The following is a 22,634-nucleotide window of genomic DNA, read 5'->3' on the forward strand; positions in this document are numbered from 1 at the left end:
AACGAATAGGTGACGTATGGCACGTGAAATTCTGACCGTCGTTGAAACGGTTAGTAACGAAAAAGGTGTACCTCGTGAAGCGATCTTTGAAGCGCTTGAGCAAGCTTTAGTTGCTGCGACAAAGAAAAAATTCTACGAAGGAACACATTCGGAAGAAGCACGTTTACGTGTGGAAATCGATCGTAAAACAGGTGACTATCGTACTTTCCGTCAGTGGGAAGTGGTTGCAGACGAAGACCATGAAATGCCAGCTTGTCAGGATGCCATCTCTGATGTCGATCCGGCAAAATGGTCGATTGGCGACATTCGTGAGCTTGAAGTGGAATCGATTGACTTCGGTCGTATTGCAGCGCAAATTGCCAAGCAAGTGATCGTACAGAAGATCCGTGAAGCAGAACGTGCACTTGTAGCCGATGCTTACGAATCGAAAGTCGGCGAGCTGATTTACGGTGAAGTGAAAAAACAAACCAAAGACGGTTTTATCATTGACCTAGGTGACAATGCTGAAGCGTATCTTGCTCGTGAAGAAATGATTCCGAAAGAAATCCTTCGTCCGAAGCAACGCGTGAATGCGATTCTCTTCAATGTCAACCGTGAAGGTCGTGGTGCGCAGTTACAACTGTCACGTGCTAAACCGGATATGCTGATTGCATTGATGAAGAAAGAAATCCCTGAGATTTCTGAAGAAATCATTGAAATTAAAGCGGCGGCTCGCCAACCAGGTGTTCGTGCTAAAATTGCAGTGAAAACCAATGACCACCGTATTGACCCGGTGGGTGCTTGTATTGGTATGCGTGGTACTCGTATTCAGGCTGTACAGCAAGAGCTCAATGGCGAGCGTATTGATGTGGTAGTTTGGTCGGATGATCCTGCGCAATATATCGCAAGTGCATTGGAACCAGCAGATGTATCGAGTATTGTCATCGATGAAGATGCACGTACTGCAGACATCATTTTCGCAACCAGCGACCAGCTGGCACGTGCGATTGGTTCACAAGGTCAGAACGTTCGTCTGGCATCTGAATTGACTGGCTACAAGCTGGACATGATGCTGGAAGAGGAATACTACGCCCGTCAACAAAACGAAGCGCAACAATATTTAGACATGTTTGTTACCCGTCTGGATATCGCGGAAGATTTGGCGATGGCATTGGTAGAAATGGGCTTCACCTCGCTTGAAGAAATTGCTTATGTCCCTGCAGAAACGTTTGATGAAATCGAACTGGATGCGGAACTGGTTGAACTACTGCAAAGCCGTGCGAAAGAAATTGCACTTGCTGATGCATTACAACAGCAAGAGAACATACAAGCGCCAAGTGAAGAACTTGTTGCAATGGAAGGCATGACAGTAGAGATCGCGCAAGCGCTAGCAGCTCGTGGTGTGGTAACAGTGGATGATTTAGCAGATCAGGCGACTGACGATATCGAAGATATTGAAGGTTTGGGTGCTGAGAAAGCAGGTCAACTCATTATGAAAGCGCGCGAATCATGGTTTAACTAGGAGGTAGTATATGACGGACAAGTCGATTAAAGAGTTAGCCCTCAATGTGGGTCGTCCAGTTGAGAAGCTCCTAGAGCAGGTTCGTGAGGCAGGTTTACCACAGCGTAAAGCTGACGATATTATTACCACCGAACAACAAGACAGCTTGATGAGTCATGTGAAAAAGTCACAGGGTTCAGAAAGCCAAGCAGGGCAAATCACGTTGAAACGTAAAACGACTAGTACGGCTAAAGTAGCCAGTACTTCAGGTAAGGCGAAAACGATTAATGTAGAAGTTCGCAAGAAGCATACATTTGTTAAGCCGGATCCAGAACAGATCAAAGCAGAAGCATTGGCGAAAGCCAAGGCTGAGCAACAGGCCAAAGCTGCGTCTGAGCAGAATACAGCGCAAGCTGCTTCTGCCGAAGCTCCAAAAACTGGCGTAAATAACGCGAATAAAGCTCTAGAAGCGATGCGTGCTGCTGCAAAGCAAACCAGCGACAAGCAAGAAGTTTCTAAAGCTGCAGTTGTGGTAAAACGCAAATCAACCAACAAGCCGATTGTGAAGCAAGTTGTTAAACCAACTGAAACCGCTGAACAGAAAAAGGCACGTGAAGCAGAAGCAGCAAAATTAAAAGCTGTTGAAGAAGCAGCACGTCGTAAAGCGGCTGAAGAAGCGCAACAACGTACGCTTGAACAAATGCGTCAAATGGCGTCTAAGTACACCGCGGAAGATACCACTGCAACGATTCGTGTTGTTGATGATTCTCCTCTGGCTGCCGGTCTTGTTGGTCAGGCATATGAAGACTCATTTGCCAAAGAAGACCGCGAAATCAAACGTGGTACGAATACGCCGAGCGCGCGTGCACCTAAAAAAGGTGGTCGTCGTGGTCAGGAAGAGCAAAGCTTCAGCAAACAGCCTAAGCGCGGTTTAAAAACCAGCCAAGGCAATAAGCACGGCTTCGAAAAACCTGTGAAAAAACAGGTTTACGATGTTGAAATCGGTGAAACGATTGTCGTTGCTGACTTAGCTGCGAAAATGGCAGTTAAGGTTCGTGAAGTGATTAAATCACTCATGAAAATGGGTGAGCTAGTGACTCAGAACCAGGCGATTGATCAAGAGATTGCTGCACTTGTTGTTGAAGAAATGGGCCATAATCCGGTACTGGTTTCTGATACACAAGCTGAAGATAACTTGCTTGAAGCAGCTGAAGAAGCACGTGGTGCGCAATCTACGCGTGCGCCTGTTGTTACCATTATGGGTCACGTTGACCATGGTAAAACATCACTGCTTGACCGTATTCGTCGTGCCAAAGTGGCTGCTGGCGAAGCAGGCGGTATCACACAGCATATCGGTGCTTACCATGTAACTACTGATAAAGGTATGATTACATTCCTCGATACTCCGGGACACGCAGCATTTACTGCAATGCGTTCACGTGGTGCGAAAGCAACAGATATCGTGGTACTGGTTGTTGCAGCAGATGATGGTGTAATGCCACAAACTGCGGAAGCGATTGACCATGCACGTGCTGCGGGTACGCCAATCATTGTTGCAATCAACAAGATGGATAAAGAATCTGCTGATCCAGATCGCGTTCTGAATGAATTGACTGTGAAAGAAATTGTGCCAGAACAATGGGGTGGTGACGTTCCAGTGGCAATGGTTTCTGCACATACTGGTCAAGGCATTGATGAACTTCTTGATATTATTTCGATTCAAGCTGAACTTCTAGAGCTTAAAGCATCTGAAGAAGGTGCTGCACAAGGTGTCGTAATTGAAGCACGTGTAGACAACAGCCGTGGTGCGGTAACGTCTATTCTGGTTCAAAATGGTACATTGAAAGTAGGTGATCTTGTTCTTGCCGGTTCATCTTATGGTCGCGTTCGTGCGATGACGGATGAAAATGGTCAGCGTATCAAATCTGCAGGTCCTTCGATTCCGGTGGAAATTCTGGGTCTTCCAGAAGCACCAATGGCGGGTGACGAAGTTCTTGTGGTGAGTGACGAGAAGAAAGCACGTGAAGTTGCCGATGCGCGTATGGATCGTGAACGTCAAAAACGTCTTGAGCGTCAATCTGCAATGCGTCTTGAAAACATCATGGCGTCTATGGGCAAGAAAGATGTGCCTATCGTAAATGTTGTGTTGAAAACTGACGTACGCGGTACCTTGGAAGCATTACACGTTGCACTTGCTGAGCTTGCGACTGATGAAGTTAAAGTACGTATCATCGGTTCTGGTGTAGGTGCGATCACTGAGTCTGACGTGACACTGGCTGAATCTTCAGAAGCAGTTCTACTCGGCTTTAACGTACGTGCGGACAACGCTGCGCGTCAAAAAGCAGATGCAGACAGTATCGACATTCGTTACTACTCAATCATATATCAATTGATTGATGATGTGAAAGCAGCAATGAGCGGTAAGCTTGCACCAGAACATCGTGAAACGATTCTGGGTGTTGCACAAGTACGTGAAGTATTCCACTCAAGTAAGTTTGGTGCGGCTGCGGGCTGTATGGTACTTGAAGGCGTATTGCATCGTAACAAACCGATTCGCGTATTACGTGATGACGTGGTTGTGTTCCAGGGCGAGCTTGAATCTCTTCGTCGCTACAAAGAAGTGGTTGAAGAAGTTCGTGCCGGTATGGAATGTGGTCTTGCGGTGAAAGGCTATAAAGACATCAAAGCACTTGATAAGATCGAAGTGTACGATGTTCAATTGATTAAACGGAGTCTTTAATGGCGGGTAGTCAACGTCTGAAGCGTATGGCGGATACAGTACAACGCGAGTTGTCCGAACTGATCCGTCAGGAGCTGAAAGATCCACGCTTAGGTGGTCTGGTGACCATCTCTGCGGTGAAGGTGAGCCCAGACCTGGGATATGCGGAAGTTTATGTCACTGTGATGGGACGTGAACTTGGCGATGAGCAAAGCCAAGAGGCCAATAAAGAAACTCTGGATGTGTTGAACAAAGCATCTGGTTTCCTGCGCCACGAGCTGAGTCGTCGTATCAAAACCCGTATTACGCCTCGTCTACGTTTCCATTACGATAAGACCAATGCATATGGTAACTATATGTTTGGTCTGATCGCTGAAGCAGTGAAGGACTTACCTGAAGCTGAAGCAAAAAAAGATGATGAATAAGTCTTAGGACTAAAAAAGCCACCTTCGGGTGGCTTTTTTTATCTCTCTATTTTGAGATTTGGGAGAACTGGAATCGCTTGCTCAATTAATCTAAATCATCATTGCGATTGATTTTCTTTTCATAAAAGGTACGACGGCGTGAACGCTGCCAAGGCAGGGGGCGTTCCAGCGTTTCCGGCACTTCGCCACTCAAAGAGCGTAACCGCAAATGCAATGCAGCCTGTGCCATCAGATTGGCGGATACCGGCGCAGTAATAAAGGCAAACAGGGTAATCAGCACTTCAGCAAAGCCGAAACGGCCATACATGGCAGAGAAAATCATCGCCGCAATTAAAAAACTGCCGAGGCCCAAAGTACTGGATTTGGTCGGTGCATGCAGACGCATGAACAGATCGGGCAAACGCACCATCCCAATTCCGCCGACCAGCATAAAGAAAGCACCAATCAATAGAAAAATCGACACCAGTATTTCTAAAATTAAAGACATTTAAAAACTCCTAGTCGATGACATGGCCAGTGGTAAAATAACGCGCCAAGGCTGCGGTAGAGACAAAGCCCAGCATCGCGACCAAGAGAGCGCCTTCAAACAGAAAGGTGCTGCTCCAGTAAATGCCTAAAATCACCACCAGGCAGGTGGCATTCAGAAACAGGGTGTCCAGTGCCAACAGGCGGTCAACAATAGAGGGACCGGTAATCAGACGGATCAGACACAGTAACATGGAGATGGTGACCGCACCCAGACAAATCAATAATGCATAAGGTAGAATCGTCATGCTTTTTCTCCTGATCGTGCATTAAAAATCTCAATGAGCGGGCGTTCATAGCGCTGCTTAATTAGCTCGATTTCGGCCGCTTCATCATCTGTGCTTAAGGCATGCACCAGAATATCACCACGATCCTGGTCAATCCCTGCAGATACCGTGCCCGGTGTGGTGGTAATAATCATCGCCAGCAAGGTGTTGACTTCTTCATGTTCGGTGTCTAAAGGCACTCGGAACCATTTTGGATGCAGATTCTTCGTCGATCCTAGCACCAGTTTTGCGACTTTGATATTGGCTACTACAATATCCCAAACTACGACAAAGAACAGGTGCAGGGCAGGAGTCCACTGGATATTGGGGGTATAGTCAATAAAGGGTTCGACCATACGTGGAATGATCACCGCGAGTAGCAAGGCCATCAGCAGGGTTCCAGCGTCCAGGCTGTGTGCCAGTAAAACCCAGCTCAGTCCTACAATCACAGAAACCAGCGGATGCGGGAACCAGCGTTGAAATAATGATTCAGCCATTAAGGTCCCTCCGCCGGTTTAAGTTGATTATCATCATATTCGGTCTGTTCAATGTGCTGCTGGTCAATCTGGCGTTGCTTGAATTCAGAAATATGTTCACCCTTCAAGGTCGCTTCTGAAATTACATAAGGAATCAGATGCGCATTAGGATCTATCACCTCACCACCATATTTGGTTTCTGGCAAATACTTCGGATCGAATGGCTGGACGCTAATAAACTGACCTTCTGCATCCGGTTTTAACAGCGCGGCTTCATAGACCGAATTGTTTTTGATCTGTTCCGCAGTCTGATAATTATATTGATAAATCGGTCCGGCAAACACCACGTAGGCGGTTAAGCTCGCGAGCAATATATAAATCACCCGGTCATTGCGTGCCGGCGCTTTACTCGGCAGGGCTTCATATTTATGAAACTCTTCAGAATCAAGATCATCTTCAGGTCTGCTCGAACGCCAGAACAGGATAAAACCGACCCGGGTAAAAGCCAGAATACTGAGAAAACTTACCAGCAAAATGGTCAGGATAATAATCATCTGATAATCTGAATTAGCAGAAGCCTGCAAAATAAAGATTTTACCGAAGAATCCACTAAACGGTGGCAGGCCTGCCATCATCAAGGCGATGATGAAATAGACAATCGAAACCAGCTTGTTCTGTTTCATCAGTGGGGCGATTTTAAAATGATCTTTAAATTCGCCACGCTGTGAGGTAATCCAACCCGACAGAATATAAAATGCGGCCGCAATCAGGGTACTGTGTACCAGGTAATATAGCGCACCCGCCCAAGCCGCAGTATTATTCAGGCCAATGGCCACCAAAATCGTTCCGACTGAAGACAGCACCATAAAACCGACAAAACGGCGCAGCCGTTCGGTGCCAATCGCACAGATCACCCCATAGACGGATGTGACCAGGCCAATCACTAGCAGACAGTTCATCAGAATCTGATGGCTATATTCATCATCAAAAACCGTGCCGTTGATCCGCAAAATCGCATAAACCCCGACTTTGGTCATGATGGTAAAGAGCGCGGCAACAGGAGTCGTGGCTACTGCATAGGTTTTGGGTAACCAGAAACCCACCGGCAGCATTGCTGCTTTGATTCCAAACACCACAAACAGCATCAAGCCACCAGCAACCGCCAGTTTATGCTGATCTTCTGCAAGGGTTGGCAGCAAACGGGCCACATCAGCCATATTCAGGCTGCCGACACTGCCATAAATCATCCCGAGTCCAATCAGGAACAGCGCAGACGCCAGCAGGTTAATGGTGACATAGTGAATTCCCAGCTGAAAACGTGCCTTACCTTGTCCATGCAACAGCAGTACATAAGACGCCATCAGCAAAATTTCAAAGAATACGAACAGGTTAAACAAATCACCGGTTAGGAATGCACCAGTCAGACCCATCAGCAGGAAATGCACCATGGCATGGAAATAACGGCCGCGTAAGTCCCATTCTTTGCTGGCATACCAGACCACAGGCAAGGCGAGCGCATAGGTCAACACCAGCATCATGGCCGAGAGCTGATCCAGCACCAGCACGATCCCGAATGGTGCTGCCCATTCGCTGAGGGTGTATACGCTGATTTGGCCCTCGCTGCTGTTTATCAGATAGCTAACGGCAATGATCAGGCCCAAGATTCCCGAGAGATGGCTGATACCACGACGCCAGGGTTGACGCCAGTCCGTGATCAGAGAGCCTGCACCCGGATTTCCCAAAAGTACCAAGGCAAAAGCGGTAAAGGCCGGCAAAAGAATGCTGAAAATAGGAGTATGTTGAGTCCAGAAATTGAGAAGATCAGTCATTAAGGCTCATCCTCACGTGGATCAATCTGGGGGATATCTTCTTTTGAGTCAACGTGGTCTGTTCCTGATTCGTAGCGGCTACGCAGTGCCAGTTGGACAATAAAGGCAGTGGTGGCAAAGCCAATCACGATGGCCGTCAGCACCAGTGCCTGAGGTAGAGGGTCAGTCACATTCGCGGCTTCGGTTAATACTGCAGGCGAATTCATCTGAATCCGGCCCATGGCAAATAAAAACAGGTTGACCGCATAACCAATCATGGCCAAGCCCAATACCACCGGGAAGGTACGGGCACGCAGGATCAGATAAATGCCTGTGGCTGTCAGCAGGCCAATCGCGGAGGCTAATAAAAATTCTAAACTGATCATTCTATTATCCTCTTGGTACGGGGCCAGTCATGCTTGAGTGACGTGAATCGCCCAAGACCGAAATCATCAGCATGGTCGCACCGACAACAGTGACATAGACGCCGACATCAAACAGTGCAGCCGAAGCCAGATGCATTTCTCCAATGATGGGCGGAGAGACATAAATATGTGCACTGGTCAGGAATGGACGTGACCAGAACCAGGCCGCGATTCCGGTCAACCCTGCAATCGTTAAGCCGATCCCGATCCAGATTTCATACAGGCGACCGGATTTCGCACCCAGCAACTGTTCGGTTTTGTCCTGTCCCACTGCAATATATTGAATAATAAGTGCCAGTGAAGTCACCAGTCCGGCAATGAATCCACCGCCCGGCAGGTTATGGCCACGCAAAAAGATATACAGGCTGACTACCAGCGCGACCGGCAAAATCCAGGATGCGGTAATACGCAACATCAGCGGGGAAGGATTAAAACGATAGGTCAGGCCTTGGGTCATGGTGGTACCATGCGCACGCATGCCATCCATCAGGCTAAGGACACCAATCGCGGCAATCCCCAGGACGGTAATTTCGCCGAAGGTATCGAAACCACGGAAATCGACCAGAATCACATTCACCACATTGGTTCCGCCGCCCAGTGGAATGGACTGTTGCAGGAAGAACCATGAAATGGAATTGTGATCACGGGTCATGATCAGCCAGGCAATTGCCGCAATCCCTAGACCGCCGCCCAAGGCAATAATGGCATCGCGCCAGCGACGGGTCGGGCTCGATTCATACGGAGTTAGTTGTGGCAGTAAAGATAAACTCATCAGGAGCAGAACCGTGGTGACTACATCGACCGTAATCTGGGTCAATGCCAGATCGGGCGCCGAGAAGCCGATAAAGACCATGGTGACGACCAGGCCGACTGCACCGCTAATCAGTACCGCTTTAATGCGCTCATGATGGAACCACAGCAGCATCCAGCAAGCAGAGAATAGCAGTAACCACAGGATAATCGCCAGGGCAGGGGCATGGGTCAGCTCGCGCGTACCCGTACCCACCGCATTGCTGAGTAATGGGAACCCCACCAGCCCGACGGTAAAAATTACAATCCACAATAAATAGCTTTGCAATTTGCCATTTTCAGTGGCACGGCGGAAACGGCGTGAATTCAGCAGCAAATTTTTCAAAAACAGGTCGAACAGCACTCGGCCCTGTAAGCGGCCCAGTTTTGGATCCAAGTCGATTTCACGTAAGGCGCCACCTTTGGCGAGAGAAAAGTAAAAGATTATTCCGCCGAGCAGAGCAATCACACTCATCAGCAGGGGCAGGTTGAAACCATGCCAAAGCGCCAGATGAGTACCTTCAAAAGCAAAATTTTGGGTCGTCGCTTGAGTGGTGCTATTGACAATTTTTTCTACCAGAAGAGCGGGTAATAGACCGACTAAAATACATAAAATTGCTAACAAAGTGGCCGGTGCGCGCATACCAAAGGCAGGTTCATGTGCATCTTTATTCGGAACCTGCTTGCCTAGCGGACCATCGAAAAAGACCCCATGCACCAGTCGAATGGAATAAGCCACCGCAAAAATCCCGGCCAGTGTCGCGACAATAGCAGAGCCGACCATAAGTGGACCACTTAAACTGGCGACCAGTTCGGTAAAGAACATTTCCTTGGACAGGAAACCATTGGTCAACGGTACACCTGCCATGGATGCTGCCGTGATCATGGTCAGTGTTGCGGTAAAGGGCAGTAATTGCCACAAGCCAGACAATTTACGTAAGTCACGGGTACCGGATTCATGATCGATGATGCCGGCAATCATAAACAGTGCCGCTTTAAAGGTGGCATGGTTAATAATATGGAAAATCGCTGCTGCAACGGCCAGTGGTGAACCAATCCCCAGCAGACACATGATCAGACCTAAATGGCTGATAGTTGAATAGGCGAGCAAGCCTTTCAGGTCTTCCTTAAAAATGGCAAAGAAGGCGGCCATACACAGGGTAAACAGACCGACAAAGGTCACAATATTATGAAACAGTGCAGCACCGGCAAAAATCGGGAGCAAACGTGCGACCAGGAATAAACCGGCTTTGACCATGGTGGCCGAGTGCAAATAGGCAGAGACCGGTGTCGGCGCAGCCATAGCATTCGGCAACCAGAAGTGAAACGGGAACTGCGCACTCTTGGTAAAGGCACCGAGTAAAATCAGCAACAAGGTTGGAACAAATAAATGATGGGACTGAATCTGTTCAGTCATCATCAGGATTTGGTCAAGTTGATAGGTGCCAGTAATTTGACCAAGCAGGACAAAACCACCCAGCATCGCCAGACCACCCATTCCGGTAATGGTCAGGGCCATACGTGAGCCACGTTGCGCCGCTTCGTAATTGCTCCAGTAACCCACCAGCAAGAAGGATGAAATACTGGTTAGTTCCCAAAAAACCAATAAGATAATCAGGTTATTCGACAATGAAATTCCGAGCATCGCGGCCATAAACAGCATCAGCAGAAGATACAGTTTGCTCAGTGAATTTTTGGGATTGAGGTAATAATAGGCATAAATATAAATCAGGGTGCCAATTCCGCTGATCAGCAAGGCAAACAGCAATCCCAGAGAGTCCAGGCGAAAACTGAAATCGATGCCGAGCTGGGGCAGCCAGGACCAGGTCTGGGTAATCACTGCGCCATCAAATATGGCAGGCGCCTGACTCAATAATAATAAGAAACTGCTGAGGCTGACACCAATTGCCCCTAAAGCCGTTACCCCGCGCGAAAATTGTTTCAGCCACGAGACAAGGGTTGTGCCTAATACTAACGGTAACAATATAATAATCGGCAGCACACTCGTATCCATTGTCATGATTTAGGTTTTGACCAACCTAAGGTGAATCTTTATCTTTCAAGGACTACAGGACCACAAGGAGCGACCCAAACTTCTCAATCTTGAAAGCCAAAAGAATATAAAACAGTTGTATTGCGCAACTTATAAACGATAGCAAATTCCGATTTTACAATGAAATTCGCAAATAAAACCGATCATATTACAGGATAACAACAACATCAACGTTTTTATGTGGAACTTATAAATTATACGCCGGCTCGGATTTAACAGGCGCTGCATGCTTAAACAGATCATCCAGAAGTGACCGAAAATTAAGATTAAATTGCAGGCATTGATTGTAAATTTGACTCAAAATAGTTTAATCAGGGCAAAAAGAGAATGCTGAAAAGGCTTCCTTGTTTACTCAAACAGTCGCTCTTATTTTTTTGAATCTGTTTAGAGCGACTGAGGTAGCGTCGGATGATGCTCCTGAGCAAGTAAAGCGAGCAATTCTTGTTGCTGTTCCGGATTTAACTGTTGTTGAATCATTTGCAATACAGCAAGCGGTGTGATGGGTTCGGTGACCGTTTCCAATAAAGTATCTTCGGGCGAGATATCTTTATTTCGCTGCAATTCCAGCTCTGCGTAGATCTGATCAAACTGGGTTTTCATACTTTCAAGGTGAATGGGGTGCAGCTGTTTATTTTCCAGTTTCAGACATTGAAAAGCGTGTGCCTGTTCCAGTAATTCAGGCCGGTTGCCGGTCGCAATGATTTGCAAGTTAGGAAAAGCCTGATGCAGGCGTGATAGGATCACTGCTGCCATCTCCTGATCCAGTTGATGATCAATTGCATCAATCAGTAAAATACCTGTACCTTCCTGACATGGAAATAAACTATTGGGATTCAATAGACAAAGACGCCGCACAATATCACCCACCAGCGCAATCCAGTTGCGGATACTGTTAGGCAGTTGCTGGAAGCTAAAGGTCTGTTGCTGATAGGTCACCATTAGTTGCAGCTTGGGCTGGTATTTTAAATAAATCTGGCTGACTTCTGGCAGGATCAGTGACAAGGCCTGTTTTAAAGCGGTGAGATTCGGTGCATGCAGATGTGCCTGGGCTTTCTCAATCTGCCGGGCCAGTTCATCTGCGCGAATGTTTTCAGGCTGCTGCAAGGCGCGGGCCAAAATCTGATCCATAATCTTGGCACTTTGCGCATTTTCAATATCACTGATTTCACGAAACCATTCAAAAAAACGGGCAAAGGTGGTGAAAGGAATCGCAGCTATTTCATAAGCATGTGCGGACTGGAGAATGGCCGGGTTATTTTTGCTGAGCAGATTGACTTCATTGGTAAAACGTTCAGCAGGATAATAGGCAATTAGCGGCAAACCGAGCAGGGGATCGTGCAAGCGGGCTTTCTGATACAGGCTGAGCATGCTTTCAAGCTGTGAGGTTTCTGCTTTGCTAAAACCCAGCCCCTGACTGTTTAAAGTCTTGTAGATTTGCCATGAACAGCTTTGTAGCTGGGTAGGCTCAGACTGACTGGATTCTGGTAAGCTGCCCATCTCTTCAGGAAAACCGATCCGGATATCAATTTTGGATTGCAGCCGGTTTTGCGTGATGTCCTGATCTTGCATCACCAGACCCGCAGCACGGCTATCACGATAACGGGCTGCAAACCAGGTCAGTGCCTGATAGCTAAAACGTAAAAGTGTAGTTTTGCCAGTTCCCTGATTGCCCAGAATCAAGGTGATCGTGCATTGCGGATAATTAAATTGGAGCTGAATGTCGGAAAAATGCAGAGTATGTTTCAGTTGAAGCGCTTAGATGTGCATAGATCACCTGTCCTATGATGTTTACATCCATGCCATGCACTTTAACCGACTGCCTGCCGAAGCGACTGCGGCATTTTGATTTTCAGTTGCTGAATCAGGTCATAAATGTGATGAATATTTAAACTCACTTTAGCACGTGTACAGGCCACGTAAAGTAATCTTAATTCTTCATCACTAATTTTATGGTCTTTTTCATTCAGCTTAAATTGATAGTCATCTTCAATATGAACCCGATCCCATTCCAGACCTTTGGCCTTGTGTGCCGTGGAAATAATATAATCGGCTTGGGCAATTGGGGTGATTTTAGCCAGGGCTTTTTTTAGTGGATCAGTCCCATGTTCGTCCACCAGTTTGACCAGTGGCTTGATGTCACTACCTTCATTGGTTTCACAATATTCATGGACATCATGCCAGGAGTTAAACCAGGCCAGTTCCGGTACATCAACCACACGTTTGCCCTGTTTCAGCATGGCGGCCGCATCGACAAAACGATTCAGTTTGACGTGATCGGCTTGCAGGCTGACTTTATCGCCACGAACTAAACCTGCTAATAACAGTTCCATGGCGCGGGCATTGGTCCGGCATAAAATTGCATCCCGCATTTTGGTATGCGGTTTATTCACGACTTTAGAATCTAACAATGGATTGCCGAGTAAAGGCACAGTTTCATTTAAGGCACCTAAAATGGCATTGGCATTCAGGGCAATTTCAGGACCGAAACGAAATGAGGTGGTCAGACGTGATTCAGGTAAAGGCAGTTGCTGCATGGCATTGACTGCACCACGCCAGGCATAAATCTGCTGATGGGCATCACCGACATAGATCACCTGGGTGCTGCGCTGTTTCAGCAAAATTCCCAGCATTAAGGGATCGGCATCTTGGGCTTCATCGAATAGTACATAATCGGCCGGGATATTCGGCTCGGACAGTGCCCAGAGTTTCAGGTAAATGTCATGACCGATGCCGGCCTGATGATTTGGATCAATCGACTCTAGCCAGCGTCGTTCGACTGCCGGATAAAGTTTCTTCTGTAAAGTCTCGATATCATCCGGATGCAACCAGCTCGGCGCCTGAATATGCCGTGGGGCAGGGTATTGCGAACTGGTCGAGCAGAAATAGCCGACCGCATTGGCAACCAAACTTGCCAGACGCGAAGGCATCAAGACATATTTTTCATAACGCCCACCCATCATACGGCGCATGGTCATCGGTTCAAGCCGGTATTCTTTGGCAATAAAACTTGGACTCAAGCGTGGCAAGCGCAGTTTGTCGGTGACTCCACGTGGAACACTGCGAAACGCCAGCGAGTGAAAAGTACGGCAATCGACACCCCGGTGAAACTTGGCCTGTGCTTCACTGGCAATGGCCTTGTTAAAAGCCAGATACATGCCACGTCTTTGCGGCATGGCATCACTGATCATTTGCAAGGTAGTGGTTTTACCTGTGCCAGCATAGGCAATGACTTTAAAGGATTTGCCCAGACGTGCGTTATCAATGGCAGTGGCCTGCTCATAGGTCGCGGTCGGTTTTTTTAAATCAGACACAGATGAATTCAAGGCTTAATGCTGACGGTTGGCTTTTTCAACCAGGCCGGACAAGCCTTGGCGACGTGCCAGTTCATTTAATACCAATTGCACATCCAGGTCGAAGTAACCCAGCATCACAATGGTATGGAACCAAAGATCTGCCACTTCATAGATCAGATCATTTTTATGGTCTGCCGAAGCATCCTGGTCAAAGTCTTTGGCTGCCAGCACGGCTTCAAAGCTTTCTTCACCGACTTTTTCTAGAATCTTGTTTAAACCTTTATGGTAGAGCTTGGCCACATAAGAGGAGTCCGGATCGGCCTGTTTGCGTTCTGCCATCATCTGACCCAGATAAGACAAGACTTCAACCTGTTCAGATTGAGCGGTTGAGGCTTCCATTGCCAGCGTATGCGGATTCGTAGATTTTTCGCCATAAATCGCAGATGGATCTTTCAACTGTGCATCGACAATTTCCCAGCCATTTGGCGTAAGCTTGCGATAGAAGCATGATTCACGGCCGGTATGACAGGCAATGCCACCATGCTGTTCAATTTGCAGTACAATCACGTCGGCATCACAGTCCAGACGGATTTCATGTACGGTCTGAAAATGTCCTGATTCTTCGCCCTTATGCCATAACTTGCTGCGTGAACGAGAGAAATACACTGCCTGATTTTTTTCGGCAGTTAAAGCCAAGGCTTCACGATTCATCCAGGCCACCATCAACACACGTCCGCTTTGATGATGCTGGGCAATGGCAGGGACTAATCCTTGTTCGTTAAATTTTACTTCATCGAGCCATTGCGCGTTGTTCATAAGGGTTTCCATCATTTCAATCAAAATATAAAAATACGGATAGGAAATATCCGCTGATAGTGTACGTGATCTCGCAGCATTTGCAGCAAAAATCTGTGCTTGAAAGGACAGGCTGTGTCGTGGATTTTCAAATCAGCCCACTTTATTCCAGATCTTGCAAAACTGAGCCATAGAAAAGCCGCCCGGTCGGCGGCTCGTATTTCCATTAAATTATCCGTAGGAACAATTACCAGTGTTCGCCCGGGAACAGACGTGCATATGCTTTTTGCACCAAGTTTAATTTTTGTGGTTGGCCCACAGATGCAGTTGAACTTGGGAACAGGTTATAACCAATCGACATCAAGACATTGTTGATATCCGGTGCAATTGAATAGGTAATGGAAGCCAGGCGGCCCAAACCGGTCGCCACTTTCTTCGGACGTTTCACAATCGCATAGGCAATCAAGTCAGCCGCCTGTTCCGGAGAAAGCGTTGGGACATATTTATAAATTTTAGTTGGCGCAATCATTGGAGTGCGCACCAAAGGCATATAGATCGATGTGATTGCGATTTTATGCGAATGCACTTCTGCAGACAGGCAGCGGCTAAAGGCATCCAGCGCAGCTTTTGAAGCGACATAGGCTGAAAAACGGGTGGCATTGGCCAGTACGCCAATCGAACTGATGTTAATAATATGACCCGCGCGACGAATCATCATTTGCGGCAGGATATTCATCACCAGACGCACGGCGCCAAAATAGTTCAGCTGCATAGTCCGTTCAAAATCATGAAAACGATCTACTGACTCATGCACGGCACGGCGGATCGAACGTCCTGCATTATTGATCAGAATATCAATATGATCGACTGAGGCAATAATCTGTTTGGAAACTTCATCAATCGCTTCCATATTGTTTAAATCACATGGAAAGATTGAGGCTTTGCCGCCTTTGGCTTCAATTTCTGATTTTACTTGTTCTAGGGTTTCCTGAGTACGGGCCACCAGTAAAACATGGGCACCTGCATCAGCCAGTTGATGTGCTGTCGTTAAACCAATACCGCTGGATGCACCGGTAATCAGGACGGTTTTACCTGCAACACGTTTTTCCAGTTGTTTGTGTAGTCTAGTTTTCACGTTTGTTATCCCTAATTTGAAGTCAGCGTTCAAATTATTTTTATTAAAGGTCTATGGCGCTCTAACAGAAGATGAGAGCGAAGGTGAGTCCAGATATGATAACCAATTCTTCAGGAAAATCTATAAATTAAAGTATTGAAATTAAAATAAAAATTAGAGTAATTGCTCTATTTGTGTTCACTCTTTCATTTAACTTTTAACATGAAAATAAAAAGTAAAGCAAGTGGCTGTTTTAGAAAATAAATAAAAAAACCTCACCAAAATGATGAGGTTTCGAAGCGGCTCGGGCACCTTTTTAAACGGCCGCCAGCGCCTGTTCCAGATCGGCAATCAGGTCATCACTATGTTCAATCCCAATGGATAAACGCACCATATCCTCACTGACGCCTGCCGATTTTAACTCTTCGGCATTGAGCTGACGATGCGTAGTAGTCGCCGGATGGCAGGCCAGACTTTTAGCGTCGCCGATATTGACCAGACGGGTGAACAATTGCAGGGCATCAATAAAACGTGTGCCGCCTTCGAGACCATGTTCTACCCCAAAGGTCAGAATGGCAGACGGTTTACCTTTCACATATTTCTGTGCCAAGGCATGCTGTGGGTGATCTTTCAGGCCGGCGTAATTAACCCATTTCACTTTAGGATGTTTTTGCAGATATTCAGCGACTTTCAGTGCGTTTTCAGTATGACGTTCCATCCGTAGGCTTAAGGTTTCCAGACCTTGCAGAATCAGGAATACATTCTGTGGACTGATCGCAGCGCCGGTATTGCGCAGTGGCACTACACGGGCACGGGCGATATAAGCCGCCTCTCCCAAAACTTCGACATAGTTCACGCCGTGGTAGCTTGGATCAGGCGTATTCAGGGCAGGGAAACGTTCAGGGTATTTACCCCACGGGAATTTACCGCTATCCACAATGATGCCACCAATTGAATTGCCATGACCGCCGATATATTTGGTCAGGGAATGCACCACAATATCTGCACCAAAGTCGAAAGATTTTTGTAGTACTGGGGTGGCAACGGTATTGTCGACAATCACCGGTACGCCATATTCATGTGCAATTTTAGCAATGGCTTCCAGATCAATAATATTACCCAGTGGATTACCAATCGATTCAACAAAAACCAGTTTGGTTTTTTCATCAATCAAGTCACGCAGACTTTCCGGCTTTTCATAATCAAAGAAACGTACTTCAATGCCCTGTTTTGGTAGGGTATGTGCAAAGAGGTTATAGGTACCGCCATATAGTGTTGACACAGAAGCAATGTTGTCACCAGCTTCAGAAATGGTCTGAATGGCATAGGTAATCGCAGCCATGCCAGAGGCCAAAGCCAGTGCTCCGATCCCGCCTTCCAGTGCTGCAACACGTTGTTCCAGAACCGCAGTGGTCGGGTTCATAATTCGGGTATAGATATTGCCCTGAACCTTTAAATCAAAGAGATCGGCCCCATGTTGAGTATTGTCAAAGGCATAAGACGTGGTTTGGTAAATCGGCACTGCCACAGCTTTGGTGGTTGCTTCTGGGGTATAACCTGCATGAATCGCAAGGGTTTCTGCTTTATAACTCATTCTGTTTGATCTTCTTGTTTAAGTTTATGGCTTGAGTGTAGCATTTTCACATATGAGTAAAAGTGCAATTTTATTGAAATAAATATATGAAATATTCATATATCGACCTGGATTTGAGTCGTTTATTTTACTGAAAACAACTGTTTAAAAAAACATCATCAATAAACTTGTAACAATGCATTGAAGTTCATGGCAATGGCTTATGTTTTCGCAGCTTTCTGCGTATAATAGCCGATTATTTTTTCGCTCATTTTTGAGCTGGGGTGGTTGTTTTAACCCCATTTGGTTTTTCAGTTGAGGAGTCCTACGTGGCCCAATATATTTACACGATGAACCGAGTGTCGAAGATGGTTCCGCCTAAGCGCGAAATCCTGAAAGACATCTCCTTATCATTTTTCCCAGGCGCTAAAATTGGTGTGCTTGGTTTAAACGGTGCAGGTAAATCTACCTTGCTTCGTATTATGGCGGGCGTAGATAAAGATTTCTCTGGTGAAGCACGTGCGCAACCGGGTATAAAAATCGGTTATCTTGAGCAAGAACCACCTTTAGATGAAACTAAAGACGTTCGTGGTAACGTCGAAGATGGTTTGCGTGAACCGCTTGATGCCTTGGCACGTCTGGATGAAGTCTTTGCTGAATATGCAGCAGAAGATGCGGATTTCGATGCACTTGCGAAAGAGCAAGAGAAGCTTGAAGCGATTATCCAGACTTGGGATGCACATAACCTTGCCAACCAGATGGATCAAGCGGCTGCAGCATTGAACCTGCCTGCTTGGGATGCAGATGTATCTAAGCTTTCAGGTGGTGAGCGCCGCCGTGTGGCACTTTGCCGTTTACTTCTGTCTAAACCAGACATGTTGCTTCTCGATGAACCGACGAACCATTTAGATGCTTCTTCTGTATCTTGGTTGGAACGTTTCTTGAAAGACTTCCCGGGTACCATCGTTGCGATTACGCACGACCGTTACTTCCTGGATAACGTAGCTGAATGGATTCTTGAGCTTGACCGTGGCATGGGTATTCCGTATCAAGGTAACTATTCTTCTTGGCTTGAGCAGAAAAATGCCCGTTTAGAGCAAGAGAACAAGCAGGAAGAATCTTTTGCTAAAGCATTGAAAAAAGAACTTGAATGGGTTCGTTCTAATGCCAAAGGTCAGCAAAAGAAAAACAAAGCGCGTATGGAGCGTTTTGAAGAGCTTAACTCGCGCGAATTCCAGCAACGTAACGAAACTTCTGAAATCTACATTCCACCTGGCCCACGTCTGGGCAACAAGGTTGTAGAAGTTGAAGGCATCAGTAAATCGTTTGGTGATCGCTTACTGTACAAAGATTTAACGTTCACAGTACCACCTGCTGCAATTGTGGGTATCGTGGGTGAGAACGGTGCGGGTAAAACCACGCTATTCCGTATGATGACTGGCGAACAGCAACCAGATACCGGTACGGTAACGCTGGGTGAATCGGTTAAAGTGGCTTATGTCGGTCAGATCCGTGACACGCTAGACAACAACAAAACTGTCTGGGAAGAAGTGTCTGGTGGTTTAGATATCTTGAAGATTGGTGATTACGAAATCGCATCTCGTGCGTATATCGGTCGCTTTAACTTTAAAGGCCAAGATCAGCAAAAGCGCGTAGGTCAATTGTCAGGTGGTGAGCGTAACCGTTTACAACTTGCGAAAATCCTGCAAATGGGTGCTAACGTTATCCTACTCGATGAACCATCGAACGACTTGGATATCGAAACTTTACGTGCACTTGAGGATGCTATTCTGGTATTCCCAGGTACTGTAATGGTGATCTCGCATGACCGTTGGTTCCTGGACCGTATTGCAACGCACATCTTGTCATTTGAAGGTGAAACACCTGAATTCTTCACTGGTAACTATGCTGAATTCGAAGAATATCGCCGTAAGCGTGATGGTGATGATCTTGTCGCGAAGCGTCAAAAATATCGCAAAATCGGTGTTTAATCATCTCCGACTTTTGTAAATAAAAAACCAGCCTCAGGGCTGGTTTTTTTATATTTATTACATGGTGGAGGGTAAATTAGATTTCCCACTCATGATTACATTCACGGCATTTCCATTTCTTTTGTGTTTGCATGAATGCCTGCATTGAAATTTTAAAATCAGGTAAGTCCTTATAGAACATAAAGCCTGCGATCAAAGAAAGAATAAAGACGATCACAGTCGCAGTCTGTAAAGTGGTACCTGCACCATCGCCAAAAATCCACATCGCGATGCTAATAATCACCAGCAATAGCAACAGGAACAGGGCAGGGACCAGAAACATTAAGCTTTTAGGAACCACTGGGCGTGGAGCTGCTTGACCTGGCTGGGCCACCGGCATGATTTTCGGGCTTTGACACTTAGGGCAACGATATTGCATTACAACTCCAAAATTCTAAATTACTGATTATTTTATCGGAAGATGCGAAGAAACCGAAATATTGCCCAACATAAAATATACAGGCAATAAAAAACCCAAGTCGCAATGCTTGGGTTTTTTATAAGATGACCATAATATATTACGATGATCTCGAATATGGCGTCCCTACGGGGATTCGAACCCCGGTTACCGCCGTGAAAGGGCGATGTCCTAGGCCTCTAGACGATAGGGACAATTGAGGCAAATAACACAGCTAAAGCAAGACTTGATTTGGTGGAGTCAAGGAGGATCGAACTCCTGACCTCTACAATGCCATTGTAGCGCTCTACCAACTGAGCTATGACCCCAGTCTGTGTGAGCGCTATATTAGGGATATCGCGCTCACACGTCAACACAAAAATTAATTAAGCTTGATCAACTGCTTCATTTTTCGGCAACTTTAAGCTTTCATTGAGTTTTTCCCAGACTTTCAGCTCTTTTTTGCTTGGACCACCGACAATTTCCAGTGCATGACGTAAACGTGCAAAGGTTAGATCCGGACCAATGGTCACCATCGTTTGCATCACTGGTGTAGACGCAGTCGAACCGGCGATCGCAATAAAGAACGCAGGCATGAAATCACGTAGCTTGATTTCCATCTGTGTCGCCAAGTCCATCAAGGTCTGGCTCACCGTGTCGTTATTCCAAGTAAACAGGCTTTCTAAACGCCAAATTGCGAATTGAAGACTTTGACGTACCTGTTCATCCGACAGTTTCTTGCTTTCAAACTGTTCTTTAGACAGGGTCGGGAAATGGTTGAAATAATGTGCAGACCAGTTCACAGCTTCAGACAGCAGGTTAATACGCGGTTGAATCGCAGCTGCAATTTCTTCTAATTTGGCACGATCTGCTTTCCAGGCCAATAAGGTGTCTAGAAGTTCAGCCGGGCTGAGTGCCTTGATCCATTGACCATTTAACCAGTTCAATTTCTCAACATCAAAGATCGGACCACCGAGTGATACACGTTTGATATCAAAATGTTCAATCATTTCAGCCAGAGTGAATTTTTCACTTTCATCTGGCATTGACCAGCCCATGCGACCCAAGTAGTTCAACAAGGCTTCAGGCAGTACACCGATGTCTCTATAGTAGTTAATTGAAGTCGGGTTTTTACGTTTAGATAGTTTTGATTTGTCTGGATTACGTAGTAGTGGCATGTGGCAGAGTACCGGCATTTCCCAACCGAAATATTGATACAGCAACTGATGTTTCGGAGCAGATGGAATCCATTCTTCACCACGAATTACGTGGGTGATTTGCATCAAATGATCATCTACTACGTTAGCCAGGTGGTAGGTTGGTAGGCCATCGGTTTTCAGCAGGATTTGCATGTCTACTTGCGCCCATGGAATTTCGACTTCACCACGTAGCATGTCATTGAATTTACATACGCCTTCAGTTGGTACTTTCATACGGATGACGTGTGGTTCGCCAGCGGCCAAACGGCGCTCAACTTCTTCTTGAGTGAGATTCAGACCGCGACCGTCATAACGTGGCGACTCACCACGTGCCTGCTGTTCTGCACGCATTTGATCCAGTTCTTCAGCAGTTGCGAAACAGTAGAAAGCATGACCTTTCTCTACCAGTTCCAAGGCATAATTTTTATAGATATCCATACGTTCTGACTGGCGATACGGCGCATGCGGGCCACCGACATCAGGACCTTCAGACCAGTTCAGACCCAACCAGCGCAATGAATCCAGGATCATTTTTTCAGATTCAGGCGTTGAGCGCAGTTGGTCAGTATCTTCAATACGAAGAATGAATTCACCGCCATGCTGTTTAGCAAAACATAAGTTAAACAAGGCGATATAGGCAGTACCTACATGCGGAAAACCAGTAGGAGAAGGTGCAATACGAGTACGAACAGTCATAGCCGGATCTAATCTTAGATATAAAATTGCAGCTATTATAGCGAAAAAGCCACATCACTTAATGCTTTATTCAACATTGAATGATGTGGCTTTTAAATCCGGGAATATTCAGCGCTGTTGAGGCTGATTAAGAATGAGCGCTCGAAAAAATACTTTGGACAAAGCGGGTGAAGCGGTAATTCTGTTCTGCAAAGAAATTTTGCGAAGGTGCGACTTTAAATGCAGTCAAGACTTTGAGATTATCTTCTGTTTGAAGTGTTTTTTCAGTTTTTTGTTGCTGAATCGCTTTTTCAATCGGCGAAGTCTTGCTTTCAACAGTGCTTACTGTAGGCTTCGGCAAATCTGTCTTCACAACGACGGCATGACCGAGTTGAATCGAGAACAACATAATCAGGCTTAGGATGCTGGCTGTGAATAATGTAAATTTCATATCCAAACTTCCTCCTTACTTCGGGTTGGTTTTATTTTGTTAAAAATGTTTTTTTAATACTCTGCCTACAATTTAATCACAGTTGATCATAAAGAAGTAGAACCAAGTCACATTTTTTACAAAAGAAATAATATAACTCTG

Annotated in this window: 18 protein-coding genes and 2 tRNA genes; 4 read left to right on the forward strand and 16 right to left on the reverse strand. The window is 46.2% G+C overall.

Going from position 1 to position 22,634, the window contains the following annotated elements; translation table 11 throughout:
- Window positions 1–16: 16 nt before the first annotated feature.
- The 3 genes from nusA to MWG72_RS01885 are packed head-to-tail and all read left to right on the forward strand — an operon-like array spanning window position 17 to window position 4,624.
- Window positions 17–1,501 (forward strand): transcription termination factor NusA, encoded by a 1,485-nt coding sequence (gene nusA / locus MWG72_RS01875; RefSeq protein WP_004281105.1) that lies wholly within the window; start codon window positions 17–19, stop codon window positions 1,499–1,501.
- 10 nt (window positions 1,502–1,511) lie between these two features.
- Entirely contained in the window at window positions 1,512–4,220 is a 2,709-nt protein-coding gene (gene infB / locus MWG72_RS01880; RefSeq protein WP_247143111.1) for a translation initiation factor IF-2, read from the forward strand.
- Window positions 4,220–4,624 carry a ribosome-binding factor A gene (locus tag MWG72_RS01885; RefSeq protein WP_004281108.1) on the forward strand — a complete coding sequence of 135 codons (405 nt, stop codon included), beginning with the start codon at window positions 4,220–4,222 and terminating at the stop codon, window positions 4,622–4,624. Before infB ends, MWG72_RS01885 begins: the two co-directional genes overlap by 1 nt.
- 85 nt (window positions 4,625–4,709) lie before the next feature.
- On the opposite strand, the gene MWG72_RS01890 is transcribed toward MWG72_RS01885, so the two are convergent.
- From MWG72_RS01890 to MWG72_RS01940, 11 genes are all read right to left on the reverse strand, one after another.
- Complete coding sequence (locus MWG72_RS01890) at window positions 4,710–5,111, reverse strand: Na+/H+ antiporter subunit G (RefSeq protein WP_005108489.1); 402 nt, start codon at window positions 5,109–5,111, stop codon at window positions 4,710–4,712.
- A 10-nt stretch (window positions 5,112–5,121) separates the two neighbouring features.
- Window positions 5,122–5,397, reverse strand: coding sequence for a monovalent cation/H+ antiporter subunit F (locus MWG72_RS01895; protein WP_005108490.1), 276 nt, complete (start codon window positions 5,395–5,397; stop codon window positions 5,122–5,124).
- The gene (locus tag MWG72_RS01900; RefSeq protein WP_180086795.1) at window positions 5,394–5,912 is read right to left on the reverse strand and encodes a Na+/H+ antiporter subunit E; all 519 of its coding nucleotides are present in this window, start codon (window positions 5,910–5,912) and stop codon (window positions 5,394–5,396) included. The genes MWG72_RS01895 and MWG72_RS01900 overlap by 4 nt, the downstream gene beginning before the upstream one ends.
- On the reverse strand, window positions 5,912–7,720 hold the full coding sequence (locus tag MWG72_RS01905) for a monovalent cation/H+ antiporter subunit D (RefSeq protein ID WP_180086796.1): 1,809 nt from the start codon (window positions 7,718–7,720) through the stop codon (window positions 5,912–5,914). The genes MWG72_RS01900 and MWG72_RS01905 overlap by 1 nt, the downstream gene beginning before the upstream one ends.
- Window positions 7,720–8,085, reverse strand: coding sequence for a Na+/H+ antiporter subunit C (locus MWG72_RS01910; RefSeq protein ID WP_114541783.1), 366 nt, complete (start codon window positions 8,083–8,085; stop codon window positions 7,720–7,722). The genes MWG72_RS01905 and MWG72_RS01910 overlap by 1 nt, the downstream gene beginning before the upstream one ends.
- A 4-nt stretch (window positions 8,086–8,089) precedes the next feature.
- The gene (locus MWG72_RS01915; protein ID WP_247143182.1) at window positions 8,090–10,927 is read right to left on the reverse strand and encodes a monovalent cation/H+ antiporter subunit A; all 2,838 of its coding nucleotides are present in this window, start codon (window positions 10,925–10,927) and stop codon (window positions 8,090–8,092) included.
- Window positions 10,928–11,350: 423 nt separating this feature from the next.
- Window positions 11,351–12,712, reverse strand: a complete 1,362-nt coding sequence (locus MWG72_RS01920) for an ATP-binding protein (RefSeq protein WP_247143183.1) — start codon at window positions 12,710–12,712, stop codon at window positions 11,351–11,353.
- Window positions 12,713–12,774: 62 nt separating this feature from the next.
- Window positions 12,775–14,277 (reverse strand): UvrD-helicase domain-containing protein, encoded by a 1,503-nt coding sequence (locus MWG72_RS01925; RefSeq protein WP_004281118.1) that lies wholly within the window; start codon window positions 14,275–14,277, stop codon window positions 12,775–12,777.
- 15 nt (window positions 14,278–14,292) lie between these two features.
- Window positions 14,293–15,075 carry a bifunctional phosphoribosyl-AMP cyclohydrolase/phosphoribosyl-ATP diphosphatase HisIE gene (hisIE, locus tag MWG72_RS01930; protein ID WP_247143112.1) on the reverse strand — a complete coding sequence of 261 codons (783 nt, stop codon included), beginning with the start codon at window positions 15,073–15,075 and terminating at the stop codon, window positions 14,293–14,295.
- A gap of 226 nt (window positions 15,076–15,301) precedes the next feature.
- Window positions 15,302–16,189 (reverse strand): SDR family NAD(P)-dependent oxidoreductase, encoded by an 888-nt coding sequence (locus MWG72_RS01935; RefSeq protein ID WP_004644933.1) that lies wholly within the window; start codon window positions 16,187–16,189, stop codon window positions 15,302–15,304.
- Window positions 16,190–16,484: 295 nt separating this feature from the next.
- Window positions 16,485–17,762: an O-acetylhomoserine aminocarboxypropyltransferase/cysteine synthase family protein gene (locus tag MWG72_RS01940; RefSeq protein WP_213686766.1), complete on the reverse strand. Its 1,278-nt coding sequence runs from the start codon at window positions 17,760–17,762 to the stop codon at window positions 16,485–16,487.
- A gap of 308 nt (window positions 17,763–18,070) precedes the next feature.
- Between MWG72_RS01940 and ettA the strand changes: the two genes are divergently transcribed.
- Window positions 18,071–19,732, forward strand: a complete 1,662-nt coding sequence (gene ettA, locus MWG72_RS01945) for an energy-dependent translational throttle protein EttA (RefSeq protein WP_005263915.1) — start codon at window positions 18,071–18,073, stop codon at window positions 19,730–19,732.
- A 76-nt stretch (window positions 19,733–19,808) separates the two neighbouring features.
- Here ettA and MWG72_RS01950 read toward each other — a convergent pair whose 3' ends face one another.
- From MWG72_RS01950 to MWG72_RS01970, 5 genes are all read right to left on the reverse strand, one after another.
- Window positions 19,809–20,150, reverse strand: a complete 342-nt coding sequence (locus MWG72_RS01950) for a membrane protein (RefSeq protein WP_004281123.1) — start codon at window positions 20,148–20,150, stop codon at window positions 19,809–19,811.
- Between the two features lie 157 nt (window positions 20,151–20,307).
- Window positions 20,308–20,383 (reverse strand) — tRNA-Glu (locus MWG72_RS01955).
- A 38-nt stretch (window positions 20,384–20,421) separates the two neighbouring features.
- Window positions 20,422–20,497: transfer RNA gene (locus MWG72_RS01960), tRNA-Ala, on the reverse strand.
- A gap of 57 nt (window positions 20,498–20,554) precedes the next feature.
- The gene (gene gltX / locus MWG72_RS01965; protein ID WP_247143113.1) at window positions 20,555–22,063 is read right to left on the reverse strand and encodes a glutamate--tRNA ligase; all 1,509 of its coding nucleotides are present in this window, start codon (window positions 22,061–22,063) and stop codon (window positions 20,555–20,557) included.
- 127 nt (window positions 22,064–22,190) lie between these two features.
- Entirely contained in the window at window positions 22,191–22,493 is a 303-nt protein-coding gene (locus MWG72_RS01970) for a hypothetical protein (RefSeq protein WP_004281126.1), read from the reverse strand.
- Window positions 22,494–22,634 lie beyond the last annotated feature (141 nt).

Origin of the sequence: Acinetobacter lwoffii, assembly GCF_022967985.1 — a bacterium.
Taxonomy (GTDB): domain Bacteria; phylum Pseudomonadota; class Gammaproteobacteria; order Pseudomonadales; family Moraxellaceae; genus Acinetobacter.

What these genes read in the sequence shown, in the direction of transcription:
- nusA (WP_004281105.1), top strand. Translation starts at nt 17, where the DNA reads ATGGCACGTGAAATTCTGACCGTCGTTGAAACGGTTAGTAACGAAAAA.
- infB (WP_247143111.1), top strand. Translation starts at nt 1,512, where the DNA reads ATGACGGACAAGTCGATTAAAGAGTTAGCCCTCAATGTGGGTCGTCCA.
- MWG72_RS01885 (WP_004281108.1), top strand. Translation starts at nt 4,220, where the DNA reads ATGGCGGGTAGTCAACGTCTGAAGCGTATGGCGGATACAGTACAACGC.
- MWG72_RS01890 (WP_005108489.1), bottom strand. Translation starts at nt 5,111, where the DNA reads ATGTCTTTAATTTTAGAAATACTGGTGTCGATTTTTCTATTGATTGGT.
- MWG72_RS01895 (WP_005108490.1), bottom strand. Translation starts at nt 5,397, where the DNA reads ATGACGATTCTACCTTATGCATTATTGATTTGTCTGGGTGCGGTCACC.
- MWG72_RS01900 (WP_180086795.1), bottom strand. Translation starts at nt 5,912, where the DNA reads ATGGCTGAATCATTATTTCAACGCTGGTTCCCGCATCCGCTGGTTTCT.
- MWG72_RS01905 (WP_180086796.1), bottom strand. Translation starts at nt 7,720, where the DNA reads ATGACTGATCTTCTCAATTTCTGGACTCAACATACTCCTATTTTCAGC.
- MWG72_RS01910 (WP_114541783.1), bottom strand. Translation starts at nt 8,085, where the DNA reads ATGATCAGTTTAGAATTTTTATTAGCCTCCGCGATTGGCCTGCTGACA.
- MWG72_RS01915 (WP_247143182.1), bottom strand. Translation starts at nt 10,927, where the DNA reads ATGGATACGAGTGTGCTGCCGATTATTATATTGTTACCGTTAGTATTA.
- hisIE (WP_247143112.1), bottom strand. Translation starts at nt 15,075, where the DNA reads ATGAACAACGCGCAATGGCTCGATGAAGTAAAATTTAACGAACAAGGA.
- MWG72_RS01940 (WP_213686766.1), bottom strand. Translation starts at nt 17,762, where the DNA reads ATGAGTTATAAAGCAGAAACCCTTGCGATTCATGCAGGTTATACCCCA.
- MWG72_RS01950 (WP_004281123.1), bottom strand. Translation starts at nt 20,150, where the DNA reads ATGCAATATCGTTGCCCTAAGTGTCAAAGCCCGAAAATCATGCCGGTG.
- gltX (WP_247143113.1), bottom strand. Translation starts at nt 22,063, where the DNA reads ATGACTGTTCGTACTCGTATTGCACCTTCTCCTACTGGTTTTCCGCAT.
- MWG72_RS01970 (WP_004281126.1), bottom strand. Translation starts at nt 22,493, where the DNA reads ATGAAATTTACATTATTCACAGCCAGCATCCTAAGCCTGATTATGTTG.